Raw genomic sequence first — 15,877 nt, 5'->3', positions numbered from 1 at the left:
CTCCGATCATGCGTCATTTGCGTCTTCCCCTGAGCCACGCGCCGTCGGTCGGCGATGCGTCGTCGCCGCCGGGCGCGCCGCGCCGCGCGCGCGGCGGCGCCAGCTGGCTGGTGTCACCGTCCGTCGCGGTGCTGCTGCTGTGGATGTCGATCCCGCTCGCGATGACGATCTGGTATTCGTTCTCGCGCTACAACCTGCTGAACCCGGACGTGAAGGGCTTCGCCGGGTTCGACAACTACCGCTTCCTCGCGACCGATCCGTCGTTCCTGCCCGCGATCTGGCACACGCTCGTGCTGATCGGCGCGGTGCTCGCGATCACCGTGGTCGGCGGCGTGCTGATGGCCGTGCTGTTCGACCGCAAGTTCTACGGGCAGGGCGTGGCGCGCCTGCTCGTGATCGCGCCGTTCTTCGTGATGCCAACGGTCGCCGCGTTGATCTGGAAGAACATGATTCTTCATCCGGTGTACGGGCTCGTCGCGAACGCGATGCGTGCGTTCGGGATGACGCCGATCGACTGGTTCGCCGACTACCCGCTCACCGCCGTGATCATCATCGTCGCCTGGCAGTGGCTGCCGTTCGCGTTCCTGATCCTGTTCACCGCGATCCAGTCGCTCGACCAGGAGCAGAAGGAAGCCGCGCGCATCGACGGCGCGGGCCCGATCGCGATGTTCTTCTACATCACGCTGCCGCACCTGAAGCGCGCGATCGCCGTGGTCGTGATGATGGAGACGATCTTCCTGCTGTCGATCTTCGCCGAGATCTACACGACGACGGGCGGCGGCCCCGGCAACGCGACGACCAACCTGTCGTACCTGATCTATGCGCTTGGCCTGCAGCAGTTCGACGTCGGCCTCGCATCCGCGGGCGGGATCATCGCCGTCGTGGTTGCGAACGTCGTGTCGTTCTTCCTGGTGCGGATGCTCGCGCGCAACCTGAAGGGAGAGTACGAGAAATGAGCGACCTGACCTTCGAAGGCCGGCGCGCGCCGGCCCCGTTCGACCGCGTGCGGCGCGCGCTGCCCGGCACGCTCGCATGGCTGCTCGCGCTGCTGCTGTTCTTCCCGATCTTCTGGATGGCGATCACCGCATTCAAGACCGAGCAGCAGGCGTATGCGTCGACGCTGTTCTTCATGCCGACGCTCGACAGCTTCCGCGAGGTGTTCGCGCGCAGCAACTACTTCGCGTTCGCGTGGAATTCGGTGCTGATTTCGGCTGGCGTCACGGTGATCTCGCTGCTGTTCGCGGTGCCGGCGGCCTACGCGATGGCGTTCTTCCCGAACCACCGCACGCAGAAGGTGCTGCTGTGGATGCTGTCGACGAAGATGATGCCGTCGGTCGGCGTGCTCGTGCCGATCTACCTGCTGTGGAAGAACGCGGGGCTGCTCGATACCGTGTCGGGCCTGGTGATCGTCTACACGCTGATCAACCTGCCGATCGCGGTCTGGATGACCTTCACGTACTTCAACGAGATCCCCAAGGACATCCTCGAAGCGGGGCGCATCGACGGCGCGTCGACGTGGCAGGAGATCGTCTACCTGCTGATGCCGATGGCGCTGCCGGGTCTCGCGTCCACCGCGCTCCTGCTCGTGATCCTGTCGTGGAACGAGGCGTTCTGGAGCATCAACCTGTCGAGCTCGAACGCCGCGCCGCTGACCGTGTTCATCGCGTCGTATTCGAGTCCGGAGGGGCTGTTCTGGGCGAAGCTGTCCGCAGCTTCGTTGCTGGCCGTCGCGCCGATCCTGATCGTCGGCTGGCTGTCGCAGAAGCAGCTCGTGCGCGGGCTCACGTTCGGGGCGGTCAAATGAGCGCGGCCGGCGAAGGCATGGGCGGAAAAGGCGCGGTCGGCCACGGGATGAACGTGCTGATCTGCGATTGCGACGGCGTGCTGATCGACAGCGAGGCCGTCGCCGCCGACGTGATCGTGCGCGAGCTGGACGCGCGCTGGCCGGGCGTCGACGCGCGGCCGGCGGTGATGCCGCTGCTCGGGCTGCGCATCGAGTGCGTGCTGGCCGGCGCGAGCGAGGCGGTCGGCCGCACGCTGACGGCGGGCGACGTCGACGCGATCCGCCGCGCGGTCGAGGCGGCGGCCGTCAACGCGCCGATGGTCGACGGCATCGATGCGGCACTCGCCGCGATCGGTCTGACGACGGCATGCGCGAGCAACAGCTACCGCGCATACGTCGAGGCGGCGCTCACCCGCACCGGCCTCGCGCGCTTCTTCGGCGACCGGCTGTTCTGCGCGGACGCCGTCGCCAGGCCGAAGCCCGCGCCCGACGTGTATCTCGCGGCCGCACACGCGCTCGGCGCGGTGCCCGCGCAATGCCTCGTCGTCGAGGACAGCGTGACCGGCATCACCGCGGCCGCCGCGGCCGGCATGACCGTGCTCGGCTTCATCGGCGGCGGGCATGCGTCGGCCGCGCAGATCGACGCGCTGCGCGGGATCGGCGCGCGTCACGTATTCGACGACATGCACGAGCTGCCCGGCTACGTCGCGCGCTGGCAGGCGACGGGTGCCGTGCTGCCGAACTAACCTGGCAAGATTGCGCGCCGCGTCGAACGCGGCGCATCACGAACGAACGGAGACAGATCATGGCAAGCGTGCTCCTGCGCAACATCGCGAAGCGCTACGACGACACCGAAGTGCTGCGCAACGTGAACCTCGACATCGCCGACGGCGAATTCGTCGTGTTCGTCGGGCCGAGCGGCTGCGGCAAATCCACGCTGATGCGGATGATCGCCGGCCTCGAGGACATCTCGAGCGGCGATCTGCTGATCGACGGCGCGAAGGTCAACGACGTGCCGAGCGCGAAGCGCGGCATCGCGATGGTGTTCCAGTCGTATGCGCTGTACCCGCACATGACGCTGTACGACAACATGGCGTTCGGCCTGAAGCTCGCCGGCGCGAAGAAGCCCGAGATCGACCAGGCGGTGAAGCAGGCCGCGAAGATCCTGCACATCGATCACCTGCTCGACCGCAAGCCGAAGCAGCTGTCGGGCGGCCAGCGACAGCGCGTCGCGATCGGCCGCGCGATCACGCGCAAGCCGAAGGTGTTCCTGTTCGACGAGCCGCTGTCGAACCTCGACGCCGCGCTGCGCGTGAAGATGCGGCTGGAATTCGCGCGGCTGCACGACGAGCTGAAGACGACGATGATCTACGTGACGCACGACCAGGTCGAGGCGATGACGCTCGCCGACAAGATCGTCGTGCTGTCGGGCGGCGCGGTGCAGCAGGTCGGCACGCCGAACGCGCTGTATCACGCGCCGGCGAACCTGTTCGTCGCAGGCTTCATCGGCTCGCCGAAGATGAACTTCCTGAAGGGCACCGTCGAGTCGGTCGATGCGACTGGCGTGCTCGTGCGTTTCGACAGCGGCGAGACGCAGCGCGTCGCGGTTGATGCGGCCGGGTTGCAGCGCGGTGCGGCAGTGACGGTCGGCGTGCGGCCCGAGCACCTTCTGGTGGGCACGGCGGCCGCGGGCGTTGCCGCGCGGACGATGGCCGTCGAGTCGCTCGGCGATGCCGCGTATCTGTATGCGGAGTCGGCGGTCGCGCCCGACGGCCTGATCGCGCGGATTCCACCGCTCGACACGTATCGCAACGGCGAGGCGCTGCACGTGCACGCGCAGGCCGAGCACTGCCATCTGTTCGACGAGCACGGGCAGGCGTTGCGCCGGCTGAGCCCGCACGCGAAGGCGGCGTGACGGTCGACTTCGGTCAGAGGTGCAGGTGCGCGGCCATGTAATCGACGAATGCGCGCAGCTTCGGCGTCGGATGGCGGCCTGACGGCCACAGCGCGTAGAACGGCGTGCGGCTCGCGACGTGTTCGTCGAGCACCGCGCGCAGCGCGCTGTCGTCAAACCGCGCACGAAGAATTCGGGCAGGCACGCGTTTCCGGCGCCGCGCGCGGCCTGAATGTTCGACCGCGGCGTCAGTCCGCCTTCGCGTCGAGCGCGGCGCGCGCGCAGGTCTCGTCGGTGACGAGCCCCGACAGCCAGCCGCCGCGCAACGCGGCGATCACGGCGTCGCGCTTCTTCGGGCCGCCGGCGAACGCGATCGTCGGGCGCTTCGGCGGCGTGTCGAGCGCGACGCTCGTGACGCGCGCGCTGGTCGACACGTCGACCAGCTTGCCCTGCGCATCGATCGGCACGCCGAGCAGTTCGGCCACCGCGCCGCGCGCGGTCATCTCGTCGCGTTCCTGTTCGGTGATGAAGCCGTCCTCGTAGAGCGGGCAGTGCGGGCCGATGTTGCCGATCCCGACGAACGCGACGTCGGCCTGCGCCGACAGCGCGTCGACGATCCGGTACAGCCGGTGATTGCACCATTGCGCGCGCTCGGCGTCGCTGTCGGCGAACAGCGGCGCGGGCAGCAGGAAGTGCTTGCCGCCGGTTTTTTCGGAAATGTACTGCGCGACGTCGTAGCGGTTCGACGAGCCGTCGGCCGCGATCGCGCCGACCATCGACACGAGCCGGTGCTGCGGCCGCTCGATCTGCGCGATCTGCGCGACCACGGCCTTCAGCGTCCGGCCGCTGCTGACGGCGATCACCATCGGTCGCGTCTCGTTCAGGTAGCGCTCCATCACCTGCGCGCCGGCGACCGCGAGCTTGCGGTCGATCGCTTCCGGCGCGTCGGCATCGACGGGCACGACTTCGCACATCGCGAGCCCGTAGCGCTTCGACAGCTGCGCGCCGAGGTCGAGACAGTCGGCGAGCTGATGATCGACGCGCACGCGGATCAGATTCTTCTCGACCGCGAACGCGACGAGGCGCTGCGCGACCGGGCGCGACACCTGCAGCTTCTCGGCGATTTCGTTCTGCGTGTCGCCCGCGACGTAGTAGAGCCACGCGGCACGCGTGGCGAGATCGAGTTTTTCTGAGGACTTGGACACGATAGCGGTTCGGTTCGGATCTGGGCCGGCCGTCGGGCGGCGCAACGGGCATCCACTGTAACGCATGCCGGGTGCGCGGCCGACGGCCGCTGCGCGTCGCCGCTTACGCGAGCCGCGCGCGCGACGGTTCGTAAAGCGGGCGCACGTGGCGATACAGCGCGCGGAACGCGTCGAGGCGCTCGCGCAGCAGCGTATGACGGCCGGCATCGGGCGCGTATTCGGCGCGCACCGGCGGCTTGGTCAGCACGGCATGCGGATCGCCGCCGACGGCGAGCCAGCCCAGGCGTGCGGCGCCGAGCGCCGCACCGGTTTCACCGCCACCGTGCTGGCACGTCCGTACGTTCAGTGCGTCGGCGATCAGCTGCGCCCAGAACGCGCTGCGCGCGCCGCCGCCGATCAGCGACAGACGGTCGGTTTCGACGCCGGCCGCATGCAGCGCGTCGAGGCCGTCCGCGAGGCCGAGCGTCACGCCTTCGAGCACCGCGTAGCCGAGGTGCGCGCGTTCGGTTGCATGCGTCATCCCGAAGAACACGCCCTGCGCATAAGGATCGTTGTGCGGCGTGCGTTCGCCGGAGAGGTAGGGCAGGAACAGCGGCGCCGTCGCGAGCGCGCCCGCGTCGAGCGCCTCGATTTCGGCGAGCAGCGCCGGCTCGTCCGTGCCCGTCAGCTTGCAGACCCAGCGCAGGCAGCTCGCGGCCGACAGCACGACGCTCATCAGCTGCCAGCGATCGGGAATCGCGTGGCAGAACGCATGCACGGCCGATGCGGAGTTCGGCATGAAGCGGTCGCCGACCACGCTCAGCACGCCCGACGTGCCGAGCGACACGAAGCCGTCGCCCGCGTGGATCGCGCCGATGCCGAGCGCGCTGGTCGCGTTGTCGCCGCCGCCGCCTGCCACCACGACGGCCTCCGACAGCCCAAGCTCGCGCGCGAGATCCGCGCGCAGCGTGCCGGACGGCGCGTTGCCTTCCACGATGCGCGGCATCTGCCCGCGCGTCATGTCGCACGCGGCGAGCAGCGCGTCGGACCAGTCGCGGCGCGCGACGTCGAGCCACAGCGTGCCGGCCGCGTCGGACGGGTCGGACACCTTCGCGCCGGTCAGACGGAAACGCAGGTAGTCCTTCGGCATCAGCACGCACGCGGTCGCCGCGAACACGTCGGGCTCGTGCTTCGCGACCCACAGCAGTTTCGGCGCGGTGAAGCCGGGCATCGCCAGGTTGCCGGCCAGTGCATGCAGATCGGGGGCGCGTTCGGTGAGCAGCGCGCATTCGTCGGCGCTGCGCATGTCGTTCCACAGAATCGCGGGGCGCAGCACGCGGTCGTCGCGGCCGAGCAGCACCGCGCCGTGCATCTGGCCCGACAGGCCGATCCCGCGCACCTGCGCGAATGCCTGCGGATGCCGTTCGCGCAGCGCCGCGAGCGCGGCGAGCGTGCCTCGCCACCAGTCCTCCGGATGCTGTTCCGCCCAGCGCGGGTGCGGCCGCGACACGCTGAACGGCGTGCCCGCGGTGCCGACCACCGTACCGTCCGGGGCAAGCAGCAGCACCTTCACTTCCGAGGTGCCGAGGTCGATGCCGAGATACATGAGCGATCCGTTCCGTCAGTGGGGAGCCGCTACTTTAGCCGCACGCATGCGTACATGCCAACGCAGGTTCGCCCGGATGCGCGGCCGCGGGCCGTCGCGCTTCAGCGCTGCGCGAGCCATGCGTCGACGCGGGCGAGCCCGGCGCGCAGCGCTTCGAACAGCGCCGCGTTGCCGGCGAGCGAGCCCCACAGCGCGCGGCTTGCGCACAGCGAGACGACCGGGTCGTCGGCTTCGACGATCGCGCGCGCGGCGCCGTCGTCCATCACGCCGTCCTGGTACGCATACGGCAGCAAGCCTCGCGCCCAGCGTTCGAGAAAGCGCAGGAACAGCGCCGGCAACACGGCGGTGGCGACCGGCGCCGCGCCGCGTGCGAGCGATTCGACGAACGTCGGCGCGATGAAGCCGGGAATCTTCGAGAAGCCGTCGGCCGCGACGCGCTGGTTCGTGTCGAGCACGTACGGGTTGCCGAAGCGTTCGAGCACGACGTCGCGGTAGCGTTCGAGATCGAGCGGGCTCGGGCTGAGACACGGGATCACGTCCTGCGTCACGTAGTCGTGCGCGAACCGGCGGATCGCCGCGTCGTGCGTGCCCTCGTGGATGTATGTGTAGCCCGCGAGCGTGCCGGCCCACGCGATGCAACTGTGCGTCGCGTTGAGGATGCGGATCTTCGCTTCCTCGTACGGGTGCACGTCGTCCACCAGCTCCGCGCCGGCCAGCTCCCAGCGCGGCCGGCCGGCCGCGAAGCGGTCCTCGATCACCCACTGGATGAACGATTCGCCCATCACCGGGCATGCGTCGTCGACGCCGGTGGCCGCGCGTACGCGCTCGCGCACGTCGGCGGTCGGGCGCGGCGTGATGCGGTCGACCATCGCGCTCGGCGTCGCGACGTGCGCATCGAACCACGCGAGCAGGCCGTCCTCGCCGCGCCGTTCGAGGAATTCGCGCATGCCCGCGCGAAAGCGCGCGCCGTTGTTGCGCAGGTTGTCGCAGCTCTGCAGCGTGAGCGGGCCCGCGCCGCGCTTCACGCGCTCGGCAAGCAGCGCCGCGAGCGCGCCGTACAGCGTCGTGCGCGCGCCCTGCAGGTCGGCCGCGAGATCGGCGTTCGCGAGGTCGAGCCGGTTGTGTTCGTCGAGGTAGTAGCCGCCTTCGGTCACGGTGAACGACACGATCCGGCATGCCGGGTCCGCGCCGGCGTCGATCAGCGCGGCGAGGTCGATCGACCACGGCAGCACGCGCGAGATCGCGCGGACCGTCTCGTATGCGCGCTCGCCCTGCGGCGTGACGGTTTCGAGCGTGTACGCGCCGTGCTGCGCGGCGAGCGCGTCCATCGTCGCGCGCATGTCGTCGCGGATGTTGCCGACGGTCAGCGACCAGCGTTCGTCGGCCGGCACGGCCGCGTTCACGCGATGCAGATACCACGCCTGGTGCGCGCGGTGGAAAGAGCCCGCGCCGATGTGCAGCAGCACGGGCGCGCGGGCGGAGGACGATTCGCTCATCCGGTGTCTCCTGTTCGTGCCAGTCTTTCCTGTTGAATACGATCATTTGCTCTTTGTGTGAGCGAATGATCGTATTCGGGCGAACGAAAGTCAAGGCGAGACACGGCATTTCGATGGTGCGCTGCGGCGGCGCGCGCGGCGCGAAAGGGGGAGCGGGATCAGCGCCCTTCGCGTGTGAGCGCGACGAGTTCGTCGAGCAGCTTGCCGGCCGGCCCCGGCAGGATCCCGTGGCGGCGCCGGAACGCGGTGAGCGTGCGCACCGCGACGACCTCGCGCACCGGCAGCGTGTCGATTGTGCCGGCGCGCTGTTCGGCGCCGTACATCGGTTCGGCCATCCAGCTCAGGAAGCCCGCATGCGCGACGAGGCTCTTCAGCGTCGTGACCGAGCGTGTCTCGACCGCGATGTCGGGCAGGGCAAGCCCGTGCGCGTCGAAGGTTGCGCGCATGTGGTCGAACGGCGCGGTGCCGCGCGGCGGAATCGCCCAGCGCGCGTGCAGCGTGTCGGCGAGCGTCGGCGCGCGACCGAGCGCGCGCAGCGGATGGTGCGGCGCCGCAACGATATGGCTGCGATCTTCCCAGCGGCACTCCGGAATCGCGACGATCTCGTCGGTGTCGGGCCCGTGCGCGGACAGCGCGAGATCGATCTCATGCTTGTTCAGCCCTTCCGCGAGCCGATCCCACACGCCTTCGAGAATCTCGACACGCAGGTTCGGCCAGCGGTCGAGCACGCGGCCGACCGCGACCGGCAGCACGAGGCTCGCGATGCTGCCCACCGCGCCGACCTTGATCGTGCCCTTCGCGAAGCCGCGCATCGCGTCGAGCTCCTCGCGCGCATGCTCGGCCTCGTGCTGCAGCAGCGTCGCGTGCGGCAGCAGCGCCTCGCCGAACGCCGTCAGCTGCACGCCTTTCGAATGGCGCTCGAACAGGGGCGCGCCGACCTGGTCCTCGAGCCGCTTCAGGATCCGGCTCAGCGCCGGCTGGGTCACGTGCAGCGCGTCGGCTGCGCGGCCGAGGCTGCCGCACGCGACGATGGTCGTGAATGCCCGCAATTGCCGGAGATCGAAAGTCATGCCGAACCGTAATGGCTTTTCGCAAAAAATACAGTATCCGTGAATGGCTCGCGCTTCGATACTGTGGAAACCGCCAAGCCACCGAGGAGACGCCCGAGCATGTCCGGCACCCCGTCCCATTCCGCCACACCGTCCGCCCCGATCACCGTCCGCGATGCCGTCATCGACCTGTTTCGCCAGTTCGGCATCGATTGCGTGTTCGGCAATCCTGGCTCGACCGAGCTGCCGATGTTCCGCGATTTCCCCGCCGATTTCCGCTACGTGCTCGGCCTGCAGGAGGCCGTCGTGGTCGGAATGGCGGACGGTCATGCGCAGGCCACCGGCAACGCGGCGGTCGTCAACCTGCATTCGGCGGCCGGCGTCGGCAACGCGATGGGCAACCTGTTCACCGCGTTCAGGAACCGCACGCCGCTGATCGTCACGGCAGGCCAGCAGGCACGCGCGATCCTGCCGTTCGATCCGTTTCTCGGCGCGACGCAGGCCGCCGAGCTGCCGAAGCCGTACGTGAAATGGAGCATCGAGCCCGCGCGTGCGCAGGACGTGCCGGCCGCGATCGCGCGGGCGTACCGGATCGCGATGCAGGAGCCGCGCGGGCCGGTGTTCGTGTCGATCCCGGTCGACGACTGGGACCAACCGGCCGAGCTGCTGCCGCGCCGTGACGTGAGCAGCGTCGTGCGGCCCGATCCCGATGCGCTCGCGCGGCTCGGCGACGCGCTCGATGCCGCGCGGCGTCCCGCGCTGGTGGTCGGCGCGGCCGTCGATCGGGCCGGTGCGTGGGACGACGTCGTGCGGCTCGCCGAGCGGCACCGGGTCAGCGTGTACGTCGCGCCGATGTCGGGGCGCTGCAGCTTTCCCGAGGATCATCCGCTGTTCGCCGGCTTCCTGCCCGCGATCCGCGAGAAGATCGTCGCGCGGCTCGACGGGCACGACCTCGTGTTCGCGTTCGGCGCGCCCGCGTTCACCTATCACATCGAGGGCTGCGGCCCGCACGTGCCGCCGGGCGCCAAGCTCGTGCAGCTCGTCGACGATCCCGGCATCGCCGCATGGACGCCGTCGGGCGACGCGGTCGTCGGCAACCTGCGGCTCGCGGCACGCGATCTGCTGGCCCGGCCGGCGCCGCGCGAGCGGCCGATGCCCGCGCCGCGGCCGATGCGCCCGCGCGCCGAAGCGCCGGCCGCCGGCGAACGGATGTCGGTGGCATTCGCGCTGCAGACGCTCGACGACGTGCGCGACGCGCACGACATCGTCGTCGAGGAAGCGCCGAGCGCGCGGCCGGTGATGCAGGCGCACCTGCCGTTCACGCGCAGCGGCACGTTCTACACGATGGATAGCGGCGGGCTCGGTTACGGGATGCCGGCCGCGGTTGGCGTCGCGCTCGCGCGGCCGGGGCGGCGCGTGATCGGGCTGATCGGCGACGGGTCGAGCCTCTATTCGATCCAGGCATTGTGGAGCGCCGCGCAGCTGAAGCTGCCGATCACGTTCGTGATCCTGAATAATCGGCGCTATGCTGCGCTGCAGGATTTCGCGCCGGTGTTCGGCTTCGGTCCTGACGATCCGGTGCAGGGTACCGATCTGCCCGACCTGGATTTCGTCGCGCTCGCGCAAGGGATGGGGTGCCGCGGCATCCGCGTCGCCGATGCCGCTCGCCTGCACGAAACGCTGACCGACGCGCTGCGGGCCGATACGCCGGTCGTCGTCGACGTCGAAGTTGCCTGACGCGCGTTGCGCGTCCTTCCGGAGAATCCATGCAAACCGTATCGATGCTGATCGGCGGCGAACGCCGCCAGTCGTCCAGCGGCGCGACCTTCGTGCGCCGTAACCCGCTCGACGGCGAAGTCGCGTCGGTCGCGCCCGCGGGCACGGTCGACGATGCCCGCGCGGCGGCCGACGCGGCCGCTCGCGCGTTTCCTGAATGGGCCGCGGTCGGCCCCGGCGCGCGCCGCGCGCTGCTGCTGAAGGCTGCCGCCGCGCTCGAGGCGAAGCACGAGCAGTTCGTCGCCGCGATGGCGGCCGAAACCGGCGCGTCGGCGCTGTGGGCAGGCTTCAACGTGCACCTTGCCGCGAGCGGGCTCGTCGAGGCCGCGTCGCTGACCACGCAGACCGGCGGCGAGCTGATCCCGTCCGACGTGCCCGGCTCGCTGGCGATGGGCGTGCGGCAGCCGGCCGGCGTGGTGCTCGGCATCGCACCGTGGAACGCGCCGGTGATCCTCGCGGCGCGTGCGCTCGCGCTACCGCTCGCTTGCGGCAACACGGTCGTGCTGAAGGGCTCCGAGCTGTGCCCCGTCACGCACGGGCTGATCGTCGAGGCGCTGCAGGAGGCCGGGCTGCCGCCGGGCGTCGTCAACTTCGTGACGAACGCGCCCGACGACGCGGGTGCCGTCGTCGATGCGCTGATCGCACATCCGGCCGTGCGCCGCGTGAATTTCACCGGCTCGACGCGCGTCGGGCGAATCGTCGCCGAAGCGTGCGCGCGTCATCTGAAACCGTCGGTGCTCGAACTCGGCGGCAAGGCGCCGTTCGTCGTGCTCGACGATGCGGATCTCGATGCGGCGGTCGCGGCGGCCGCATTCGGCGCATTCGCGAATTCCGGACAGATCTGCATGTCGACCGAGCGGATTGTCGTCGATGCGTCGATCGCCGACGCATTCGTCGCGAAGCTCGCCGCCAAGGCCGCTTCGCTGCCGCTCGGCGATCCGCGCCAAGGGCCGGTCGTGCTCGGTTCGCTGATCGACATGAAGGCCGTCGAGCGCTGCAACGCGCTGATCGACGATGCGCTCGCGCACGGCGCGACGCTGCTGTGCGGCGGCAAGTCGGACAGCACGCTGTTCCCGGCGACGCTGCTCGATCACGTGACGCCCGCGATGCGGATCTACGCGGAGGAGTCGTTCGGGCCGGTGAAGGGCATCGTCCGGGTCGACGGCGAGGCGGCCGCGGTCCGCTGCGCGAACGACAACGCGTTCGGGCTGGCTTCGGCCGTGTTCAGCCGCGACGTCGCCCGCGCGATGCGGGTCGCGGCGCGCATCGAATCGGGCATCTGCCACGTGAACGGCCCGACCGTGCACGACGAGGCGCAAATGCCGTTCGGCGGCGTGAAGGACAGCGGCTTCGGCCACTTCGGCGGCAAGGCCGGCATCGCCGCGTTCACGGACCTGCGCTGGATGACCGTGCAGACCGCGCCGCGCCAGTATCCATTCTGAGAGGCCGCAGACGATGAAGATTGCGATTCTCGGTGCCGGTGCGATGGGCTCGCTGTTCGGGGCGCTGCTGGCGGAGCACGGCGAGGCCGTCACGCTGATCGACGTGAACGATGCGCATCTCGATGCGATCCGTCGCGACGGGCTGCGCATCGACGACGATCGCGGCGAACGCCACATCCGCGCGCTGCAGGCCGTCCGGCCAGAAACGGCGAATGCGCAGGCAAGTGCATCGCCCGACATACCGTTCGATCTGCTGATCGTTTTCACGAAATCGCTGCACACGCGTGCGGCGCTCGAAGGCGTGCGCGCATTGCTGACCTCACGTACGTACGTGCTGACGCTGCAGAACGGCCTCGGCAATGTCGAGACGCTGAACGCGTTCGTGCCGCTCGAACGGATTCTGGTCGGCGTCACGACGTGGCCGGCCGACTTCGCCGGCGCCGGACACGTCCGCTCGCACGGTGCCGGCGCGATCCGCATGATGACGGCCGACGGTGCGGCGCGCCCGTTCGCGGCGGCTGTGGCCGACGCGCTGTCGCGTGCCGGGCTCGCGTGTTCGCTCGACGCCGACGTGTGGGCCGCGATCTGGGAGAAGGTCGCGTTCAACGCGGCGCTCAACACGCTGTGTGCGGCGACGGGCTGCACGGTCGACCAGCTCGGCCGTGAACCTGACGGCCCACGGCTCGCGCTCGCGATCGCGGCGGAGACGGCCGCCGTCGCGCGCGCGAAAGGCATCGCGGTGGACGGCGAACGCATCGCGCGCAACGTCGAGCATGCGATCCACGCGCATCGCGGCCATCGACCGTCGATGCTGCAGGACGTGCTCGCGGGCCGCCGCACCGAGATCGACGCGATCAGCGGCAAGATCGTCGCGGCCGCGCGCGAGACGGGTATCGCGGTGCCGCATACCGATACGCTGCTCGCACTCGTCAGGCTGATCGACGCGCGGCGCGACTGAGCATCACGCCGGCGGCGGGCTTGCGCCGCACGACGATACGGCCGCGCCGCATGCAGCCGATGTCGCCGGATCGGGTTGGATTGGACAAGACGCGGGGGCGGCGCCGATGCACGGACGCCGACTGACCCTGCAGCACGAGATCCGGGCACGCGCAAGCGCCAGCCCGGGCAACTGGAGACGCCATGAAAGTCATCGAATGCCGTTGCCTTGCCGCGCGCCGTGCGCGCACCTTGCCGCCGACGCGTGGCGCACGGGAGGTCGCATGAGCATGCGCGACGGATTGGAACCGCCCCCGGTCGACATCGGCGCGACGCTTGACGACGGACCGTTCACGACGATGCAGCGTTGCGTGGTGCTGCTCGCCGCGCTTGCGATCGTGCTCGACGGCTTCGACGGGCAGTTGATCGGTTTCGCGATTCCGGTACTGATCCGCGAATGGGGGATCACGCGCGGCGCGTTCGCGCCGGCGGTGGCCGCCGGGCTGATCGGGATGGGCATCGGCAGCGCGTGTGCGGGCTTCGTCGCGGACCGTTTCGGGCGCCGCCAGGCCGTGATCGGCAGCGTGTTCCTGTTCGGCATCGCGACCTGCGCGATCGGCTTCGCGCCGGATGTCGCGACGATCGCGATGTTGCGCTTCTGCGCGGGGCTCGGGATCGGCGGCGCGCTGCCGACGGCCACGACGATGACGGCCGAATACACGCCTGCGCGGCGCCGCACGATGATGGTGACGGCGACGATCGTCTGCGTGCCGCTCGGCGGCATGCTGGCCGGGCTGTTCGCGCACGAGGTGCTGCCGCGCTATGGCTGGCGCGGGCTGTTCTTCGCCGGCGGCGCGCTGCCGCTCGTGCTTGGCTTCGTGCTCGTGCGTGCGTTGCCCGAATCGCCGCGCTTCCTGGCACGCCGCCCCGCGCGCTGGCCGGAACTCGGCGCGCTGCTCGCGCGCATGCAGCGGCCGGTCGCGCCCGACGCCACGTTCACCGATCTGCGCGATGCACGCGCGCCCGGCGCACGAGGCGGGTTCGGCGCGCTGTTCGCCACCGGCCAGGCGCGCGACACGATCGCGCTGTGGTGCGCGTTCTTCATGTGCCTGCTCGCCGTGTATGCGGCGTTCAGCTGGCTGCCGACGATGCTGGCCGCGAGCGGACTGAGCGTGTCGGTCGCGGGCTCCGGGCTCACCGCGTACAACCTTGGCGGCGTGATCGGCGCGCTGCTGTGCGCATGGGCGATCACGCATGCGGGTTCGCGCTGGCCGCTCGCGCTCTGCAGCATCGGCGGCGCGGCGAGCGCGGTGTGGCTGATGGGGGTCGATGCGGGGCGCCACACGGGCTGGCTGATCGTCGGGCTCGGTCTGCACGGGCTGTTCGTCAACGCGGTGCAGTCGACGATGTATGCGCTGTGCGCGTACATCTACCCGACGGCGGTTCGCGCGACCGGCACCGCGAGCGCGCTCGCATTCGGCCGGCTTGGCGCGATCCTCAGCGCGTTCGCGGGCGCGATAGTCATCACCGCGGGCGGTGCGACGGCGTACCTGACGATGCTGGCCGCCGCGATGAGTGTGGTGTGCGTCGCGCTGCTCGCGATGCGGCGGCACATTCCGCGGCTCACGCGCGAACGCGCGTTGCCGCGCGAAGGGGAGGAACTGGCCCGCACGTCGTCGTGACGCGCGGGCGCATGACGCACGCGTACGTTACAGCGTGGTGCGTACGTGCCAGAGCTCGGGGAACAGCACGACGTCGAGCATCTTGCGCAGGTACGGCGCGCCGCTCGTGCCGCCGGTGCCCTGCTTGAAGCCGATGATGCGCTCGACGGTCGTCACGTGACGGAAGCGCCACTGGCGGAACGCGTCCTCGAGATCGACGAGTTCCTCGGCCATCTCGTAGAGCTCCCAGTGCTGCTGCGGGTGACGGTAGACTTCGAGCCACGCAGCCTCGACGGTCTCGTCGTGCCGCATCGGCTGCGTCCAGTCGCGCTCGAGCCGCTCGGGTGCGATCGGGAAACCGCGCCGCGCGAGCAGGCGCACGACCTCGTCATAGAACGACGGCGCCTCAAGCGTCGCGCGCACCTGTTCGAGGATGTCGGGCCGGTGCGCATGCGGCTGCAGCATCTGCACGTTCTTGTTGCCGAGCAGGAATTCGAGCTGCCGGTACTGATACGACTGGAAGCCCGACGACTGGCCGAGGTACGGCCGCATCGCCGAATACTCGGACGGCGTCATCGTCGACAGCACGTTCCACGCCTGCACGAGTTGCTCGAGAATGCGCGACACGCGCGCGAGCATCTTGAATGCGGGCGGCAGCGCGTCGCCACGCACCGCGTCGAGCGCGCCGCGCAATTCGAACAGCGCGAGCTTCATCCACAGCTCGCTCGTCTGATGCTGGATGATGAACAGCATCTCGTTGTGATCGGGCGACAGCGGATGCTGCGCGTCGAGGATCGAATTCAGCGACAGGTAGTCGCCGTAGCTCATCGACTTCGAGAAATCGAGCTGCGCGTTGTGCCAGCCGGCATCGCCCGAGGCATCGCCCGGCACGTGCGGTGCTTCGTGTGCCGGTTGGGCCGTGCGGGCGCCCGAGAACGGGCAGCCCGCCGGCGCATCGTCGCCGGGTGGCTGCATATGACCAGAATTCACGACTCTCTCCAGAATTGAATGACGGGGGCGCGGCGCGCAATCCGCATGGAACCGCGGTGC

General features: G+C 69.9%; 13 protein-coding genes and 1 pseudogene. 8 read left to right on the top strand and 6 right to left on the bottom strand.

What is annotated here, in order from left to right:
- Window positions 1-8: 8 nt before the first annotated feature.
- Genes ACT2FV_RS29795 through ACT2FV_RS29780 form a run of 4 tightly spaced genes read left to right on the top strand, consistent with a single transcriptional unit; the run spans window position 9 to window position 3,698 of the window.
- The gene (locus tag ACT2FV_RS29795) at window positions 9-956 is read left to right on the top strand and encodes a carbohydrate ABC transporter permease (RefSeq protein ID WP_059607960.1); all 948 of its coding nucleotides are present in this window, start codon (window positions 9-11) and stop codon (window positions 954-956) included.
- Complete coding sequence (locus ACT2FV_RS29790; RefSeq protein ID WP_444505278.1) at window positions 953-1,804, top strand: carbohydrate ABC transporter permease; 852 nt, start codon at window positions 953-955, stop codon at window positions 1,802-1,804. The genes ACT2FV_RS29795 and ACT2FV_RS29790 overlap by 4 nt, the downstream gene beginning before the upstream one ends.
- Window positions 1,801-2,529, top strand: coding sequence for an HAD family hydrolase (locus ACT2FV_RS29785; RefSeq protein WP_444505277.1), 729 nt, complete (start codon window positions 1,801-1,803; stop codon window positions 2,527-2,529). The genes ACT2FV_RS29790 and ACT2FV_RS29785 overlap by 4 nt, the downstream gene beginning before the upstream one ends.
- A gap of 59 nt (window positions 2,530-2,588) precedes the next feature.
- On the top strand, window positions 2,589-3,698 hold the full coding sequence (locus ACT2FV_RS29780) for an ABC transporter ATP-binding protein (protein ID WP_444505276.1): 1,110 nt from the start codon (window positions 2,589-2,591) through the stop codon (window positions 3,696-3,698).
- A 13-nt stretch (window positions 3,699-3,711) separates the two neighbouring features.
- Here the strand turns inward: ACT2FV_RS29780 and ACT2FV_RS29775 are convergent.
- From ACT2FV_RS29775 to ACT2FV_RS29755, 5 genes and pseudogenes are all read right to left on the bottom strand, one after another.
- Window positions 3,712-3,905: pseudogene (locus ACT2FV_RS29775) on the bottom strand (LysR substrate-binding domain-containing protein); the annotation flags it as partial.
- Window positions 3,906-3,925: 20 nt separating this feature from the next.
- On the bottom strand, window positions 3,926-4,882 hold the full coding sequence (locus ACT2FV_RS29770) for a sugar-binding transcriptional regulator (RefSeq protein WP_059607967.1): 957 nt from the start codon (window positions 4,880-4,882) through the stop codon (window positions 3,926-3,928).
- Between the two features lie 103 nt (window positions 4,883-4,985).
- A complete protein-coding gene (gene xylB / locus ACT2FV_RS29765; protein WP_444505275.1) occupies window positions 4,986-6,467 on the bottom strand; it encodes a xylulokinase in 1,482 nt (493 codons plus the stop codon).
- Window positions 6,468-6,568: 101 nt separating this feature from the next.
- Entirely contained in the window at window positions 6,569-7,963 is a 1,395-nt protein-coding gene (gene dalD / locus ACT2FV_RS29760; RefSeq protein WP_444505274.1) for a D-arabinitol 4-dehydrogenase, read from the bottom strand.
- A gap of 158 nt (window positions 7,964-8,121) precedes the next feature.
- Entirely contained in the window at window positions 8,122-9,033 is a 912-nt protein-coding gene (locus tag ACT2FV_RS29755; RefSeq protein WP_059607970.1) for a LysR family transcriptional regulator, read from the bottom strand.
- A 99-nt stretch (window positions 9,034-9,132) separates the two neighbouring features.
- Between ACT2FV_RS29755 and mdlC the strand changes: the two genes are divergently transcribed.
- From mdlC to ACT2FV_RS29735, 4 genes are all read left to right on the top strand, one after another.
- Entirely contained in the window at window positions 9,133-10,749 is a 1,617-nt protein-coding gene (mdlC, locus tag ACT2FV_RS29750) for a benzoylformate decarboxylase (protein WP_059607971.1), read from the top strand.
- Between the two features lie 29 nt (window positions 10,750-10,778).
- Window positions 10,779-12,230: an aldehyde dehydrogenase family protein gene (locus tag ACT2FV_RS29745; RefSeq protein ID WP_444505273.1), complete on the top strand. Its 1,452-nt coding sequence runs from the start codon at window positions 10,779-10,781 to the stop codon at window positions 12,228-12,230.
- A gap of 13 nt (window positions 12,231-12,243) precedes the next feature.
- On the top strand, window positions 12,244-13,188 hold the full coding sequence (locus tag ACT2FV_RS29740; protein WP_059607973.1) for a ketopantoate reductase family protein: 945 nt from the start codon (window positions 12,244-12,246) through the stop codon (window positions 13,186-13,188).
- A 262-nt stretch (window positions 13,189-13,450) separates the two neighbouring features.
- Entirely contained in the window at window positions 13,451-14,848 is a 1,398-nt protein-coding gene (locus tag ACT2FV_RS29735; protein WP_059608015.1) for an MFS transporter, read from the top strand.
- 27 nt (window positions 14,849-14,875) lie between these two features.
- Here the strand turns inward: ACT2FV_RS29735 and kynA are convergent, their stop codons facing one another.
- The gene (kynA, locus tag ACT2FV_RS29730) at window positions 14,876-15,802 is read right to left on the bottom strand and encodes a tryptophan 2,3-dioxygenase (RefSeq protein ID WP_059607974.1); all 927 of its coding nucleotides are present in this window, start codon (window positions 15,800-15,802) and stop codon (window positions 14,876-14,878) included.
- Between the last annotated feature and the right edge of the window lie 75 nt (window positions 15,803-15,877).

Origin of the sequence: Burkholderia sp. PR2 (genome assembly GCF_052372875.1) — a bacterium.
Taxonomy (GTDB): Bacteria; Pseudomonadota; Gammaproteobacteria; order Burkholderiales; family Burkholderiaceae; genus Burkholderia; species Burkholderia diffusa.
The sequence above is the reverse complement of the archived record's forward strand: the minus strand, read 5'-3'. Positions and strand labels throughout refer to the sequence as shown.

Excerpts from the sequence above, each read along its gene's own strand:
- ACT2FV_RS29795 (WP_059607960.1), top strand. The coding sequence starts at position 9 with ATGCGTCATTTGCGTCTTCCCCTGAGCCACGCGCCGTCGGTCGGCGAT.
- ACT2FV_RS29790 (WP_444505278.1), top strand. The coding sequence starts at position 953 with ATGAGCGACCTGACCTTCGAAGGCCGGCGCGCGCCGGCCCCGTTCGAC.
- ACT2FV_RS29785 (WP_444505277.1), top strand. The coding sequence starts at position 1,801 with ATGAGCGCGGCCGGCGAAGGCATGGGCGGAAAAGGCGCGGTCGGCCAC.
- ACT2FV_RS29780 (WP_444505276.1), top strand. The coding sequence starts at position 2,589 with ATGGCAAGCGTGCTCCTGCGCAACATCGCGAAGCGCTACGACGACACC.
- xylB (WP_444505275.1), bottom strand. The coding sequence starts at position 6,467 with ATGTATCTCGGCATCGACCTCGGCACCTCGGAAGTGAAGGTGCTGCTG.
- dalD (WP_444505274.1), bottom strand. The coding sequence starts at position 7,963 with ATGAGCGAATCGTCCTCCGCCCGCGCGCCCGTGCTGCTGCACATCGGC.
- ACT2FV_RS29755 (WP_059607970.1), bottom strand. The coding sequence starts at position 9,033 with ATGACTTTCGATCTCCGGCAATTGCGGGCATTCACGACCATCGTCGCG.
- mdlC (WP_059607971.1), top strand. The coding sequence starts at position 9,133 with ATGTCCGGCACCCCGTCCCATTCCGCCACACCGTCCGCCCCGATCACC.
- ACT2FV_RS29745 (WP_444505273.1), top strand. The coding sequence starts at position 10,779 with ATGCAAACCGTATCGATGCTGATCGGCGGCGAACGCCGCCAGTCGTCC.
- ACT2FV_RS29740 (WP_059607973.1), top strand. The coding sequence starts at position 12,244 with ATGAAGATTGCGATTCTCGGTGCCGGTGCGATGGGCTCGCTGTTCGGG.
- ACT2FV_RS29735 (WP_059608015.1), top strand. The coding sequence starts at position 13,451 with ATGAGCATGCGCGACGGATTGGAACCGCCCCCGGTCGACATCGGCGCG.
- kynA (WP_059607974.1), bottom strand. The coding sequence starts at position 15,802 with ATGCAGCCACCCGGCGACGATGCGCCGGCGGGCTGCCCGTTCTCGGGC.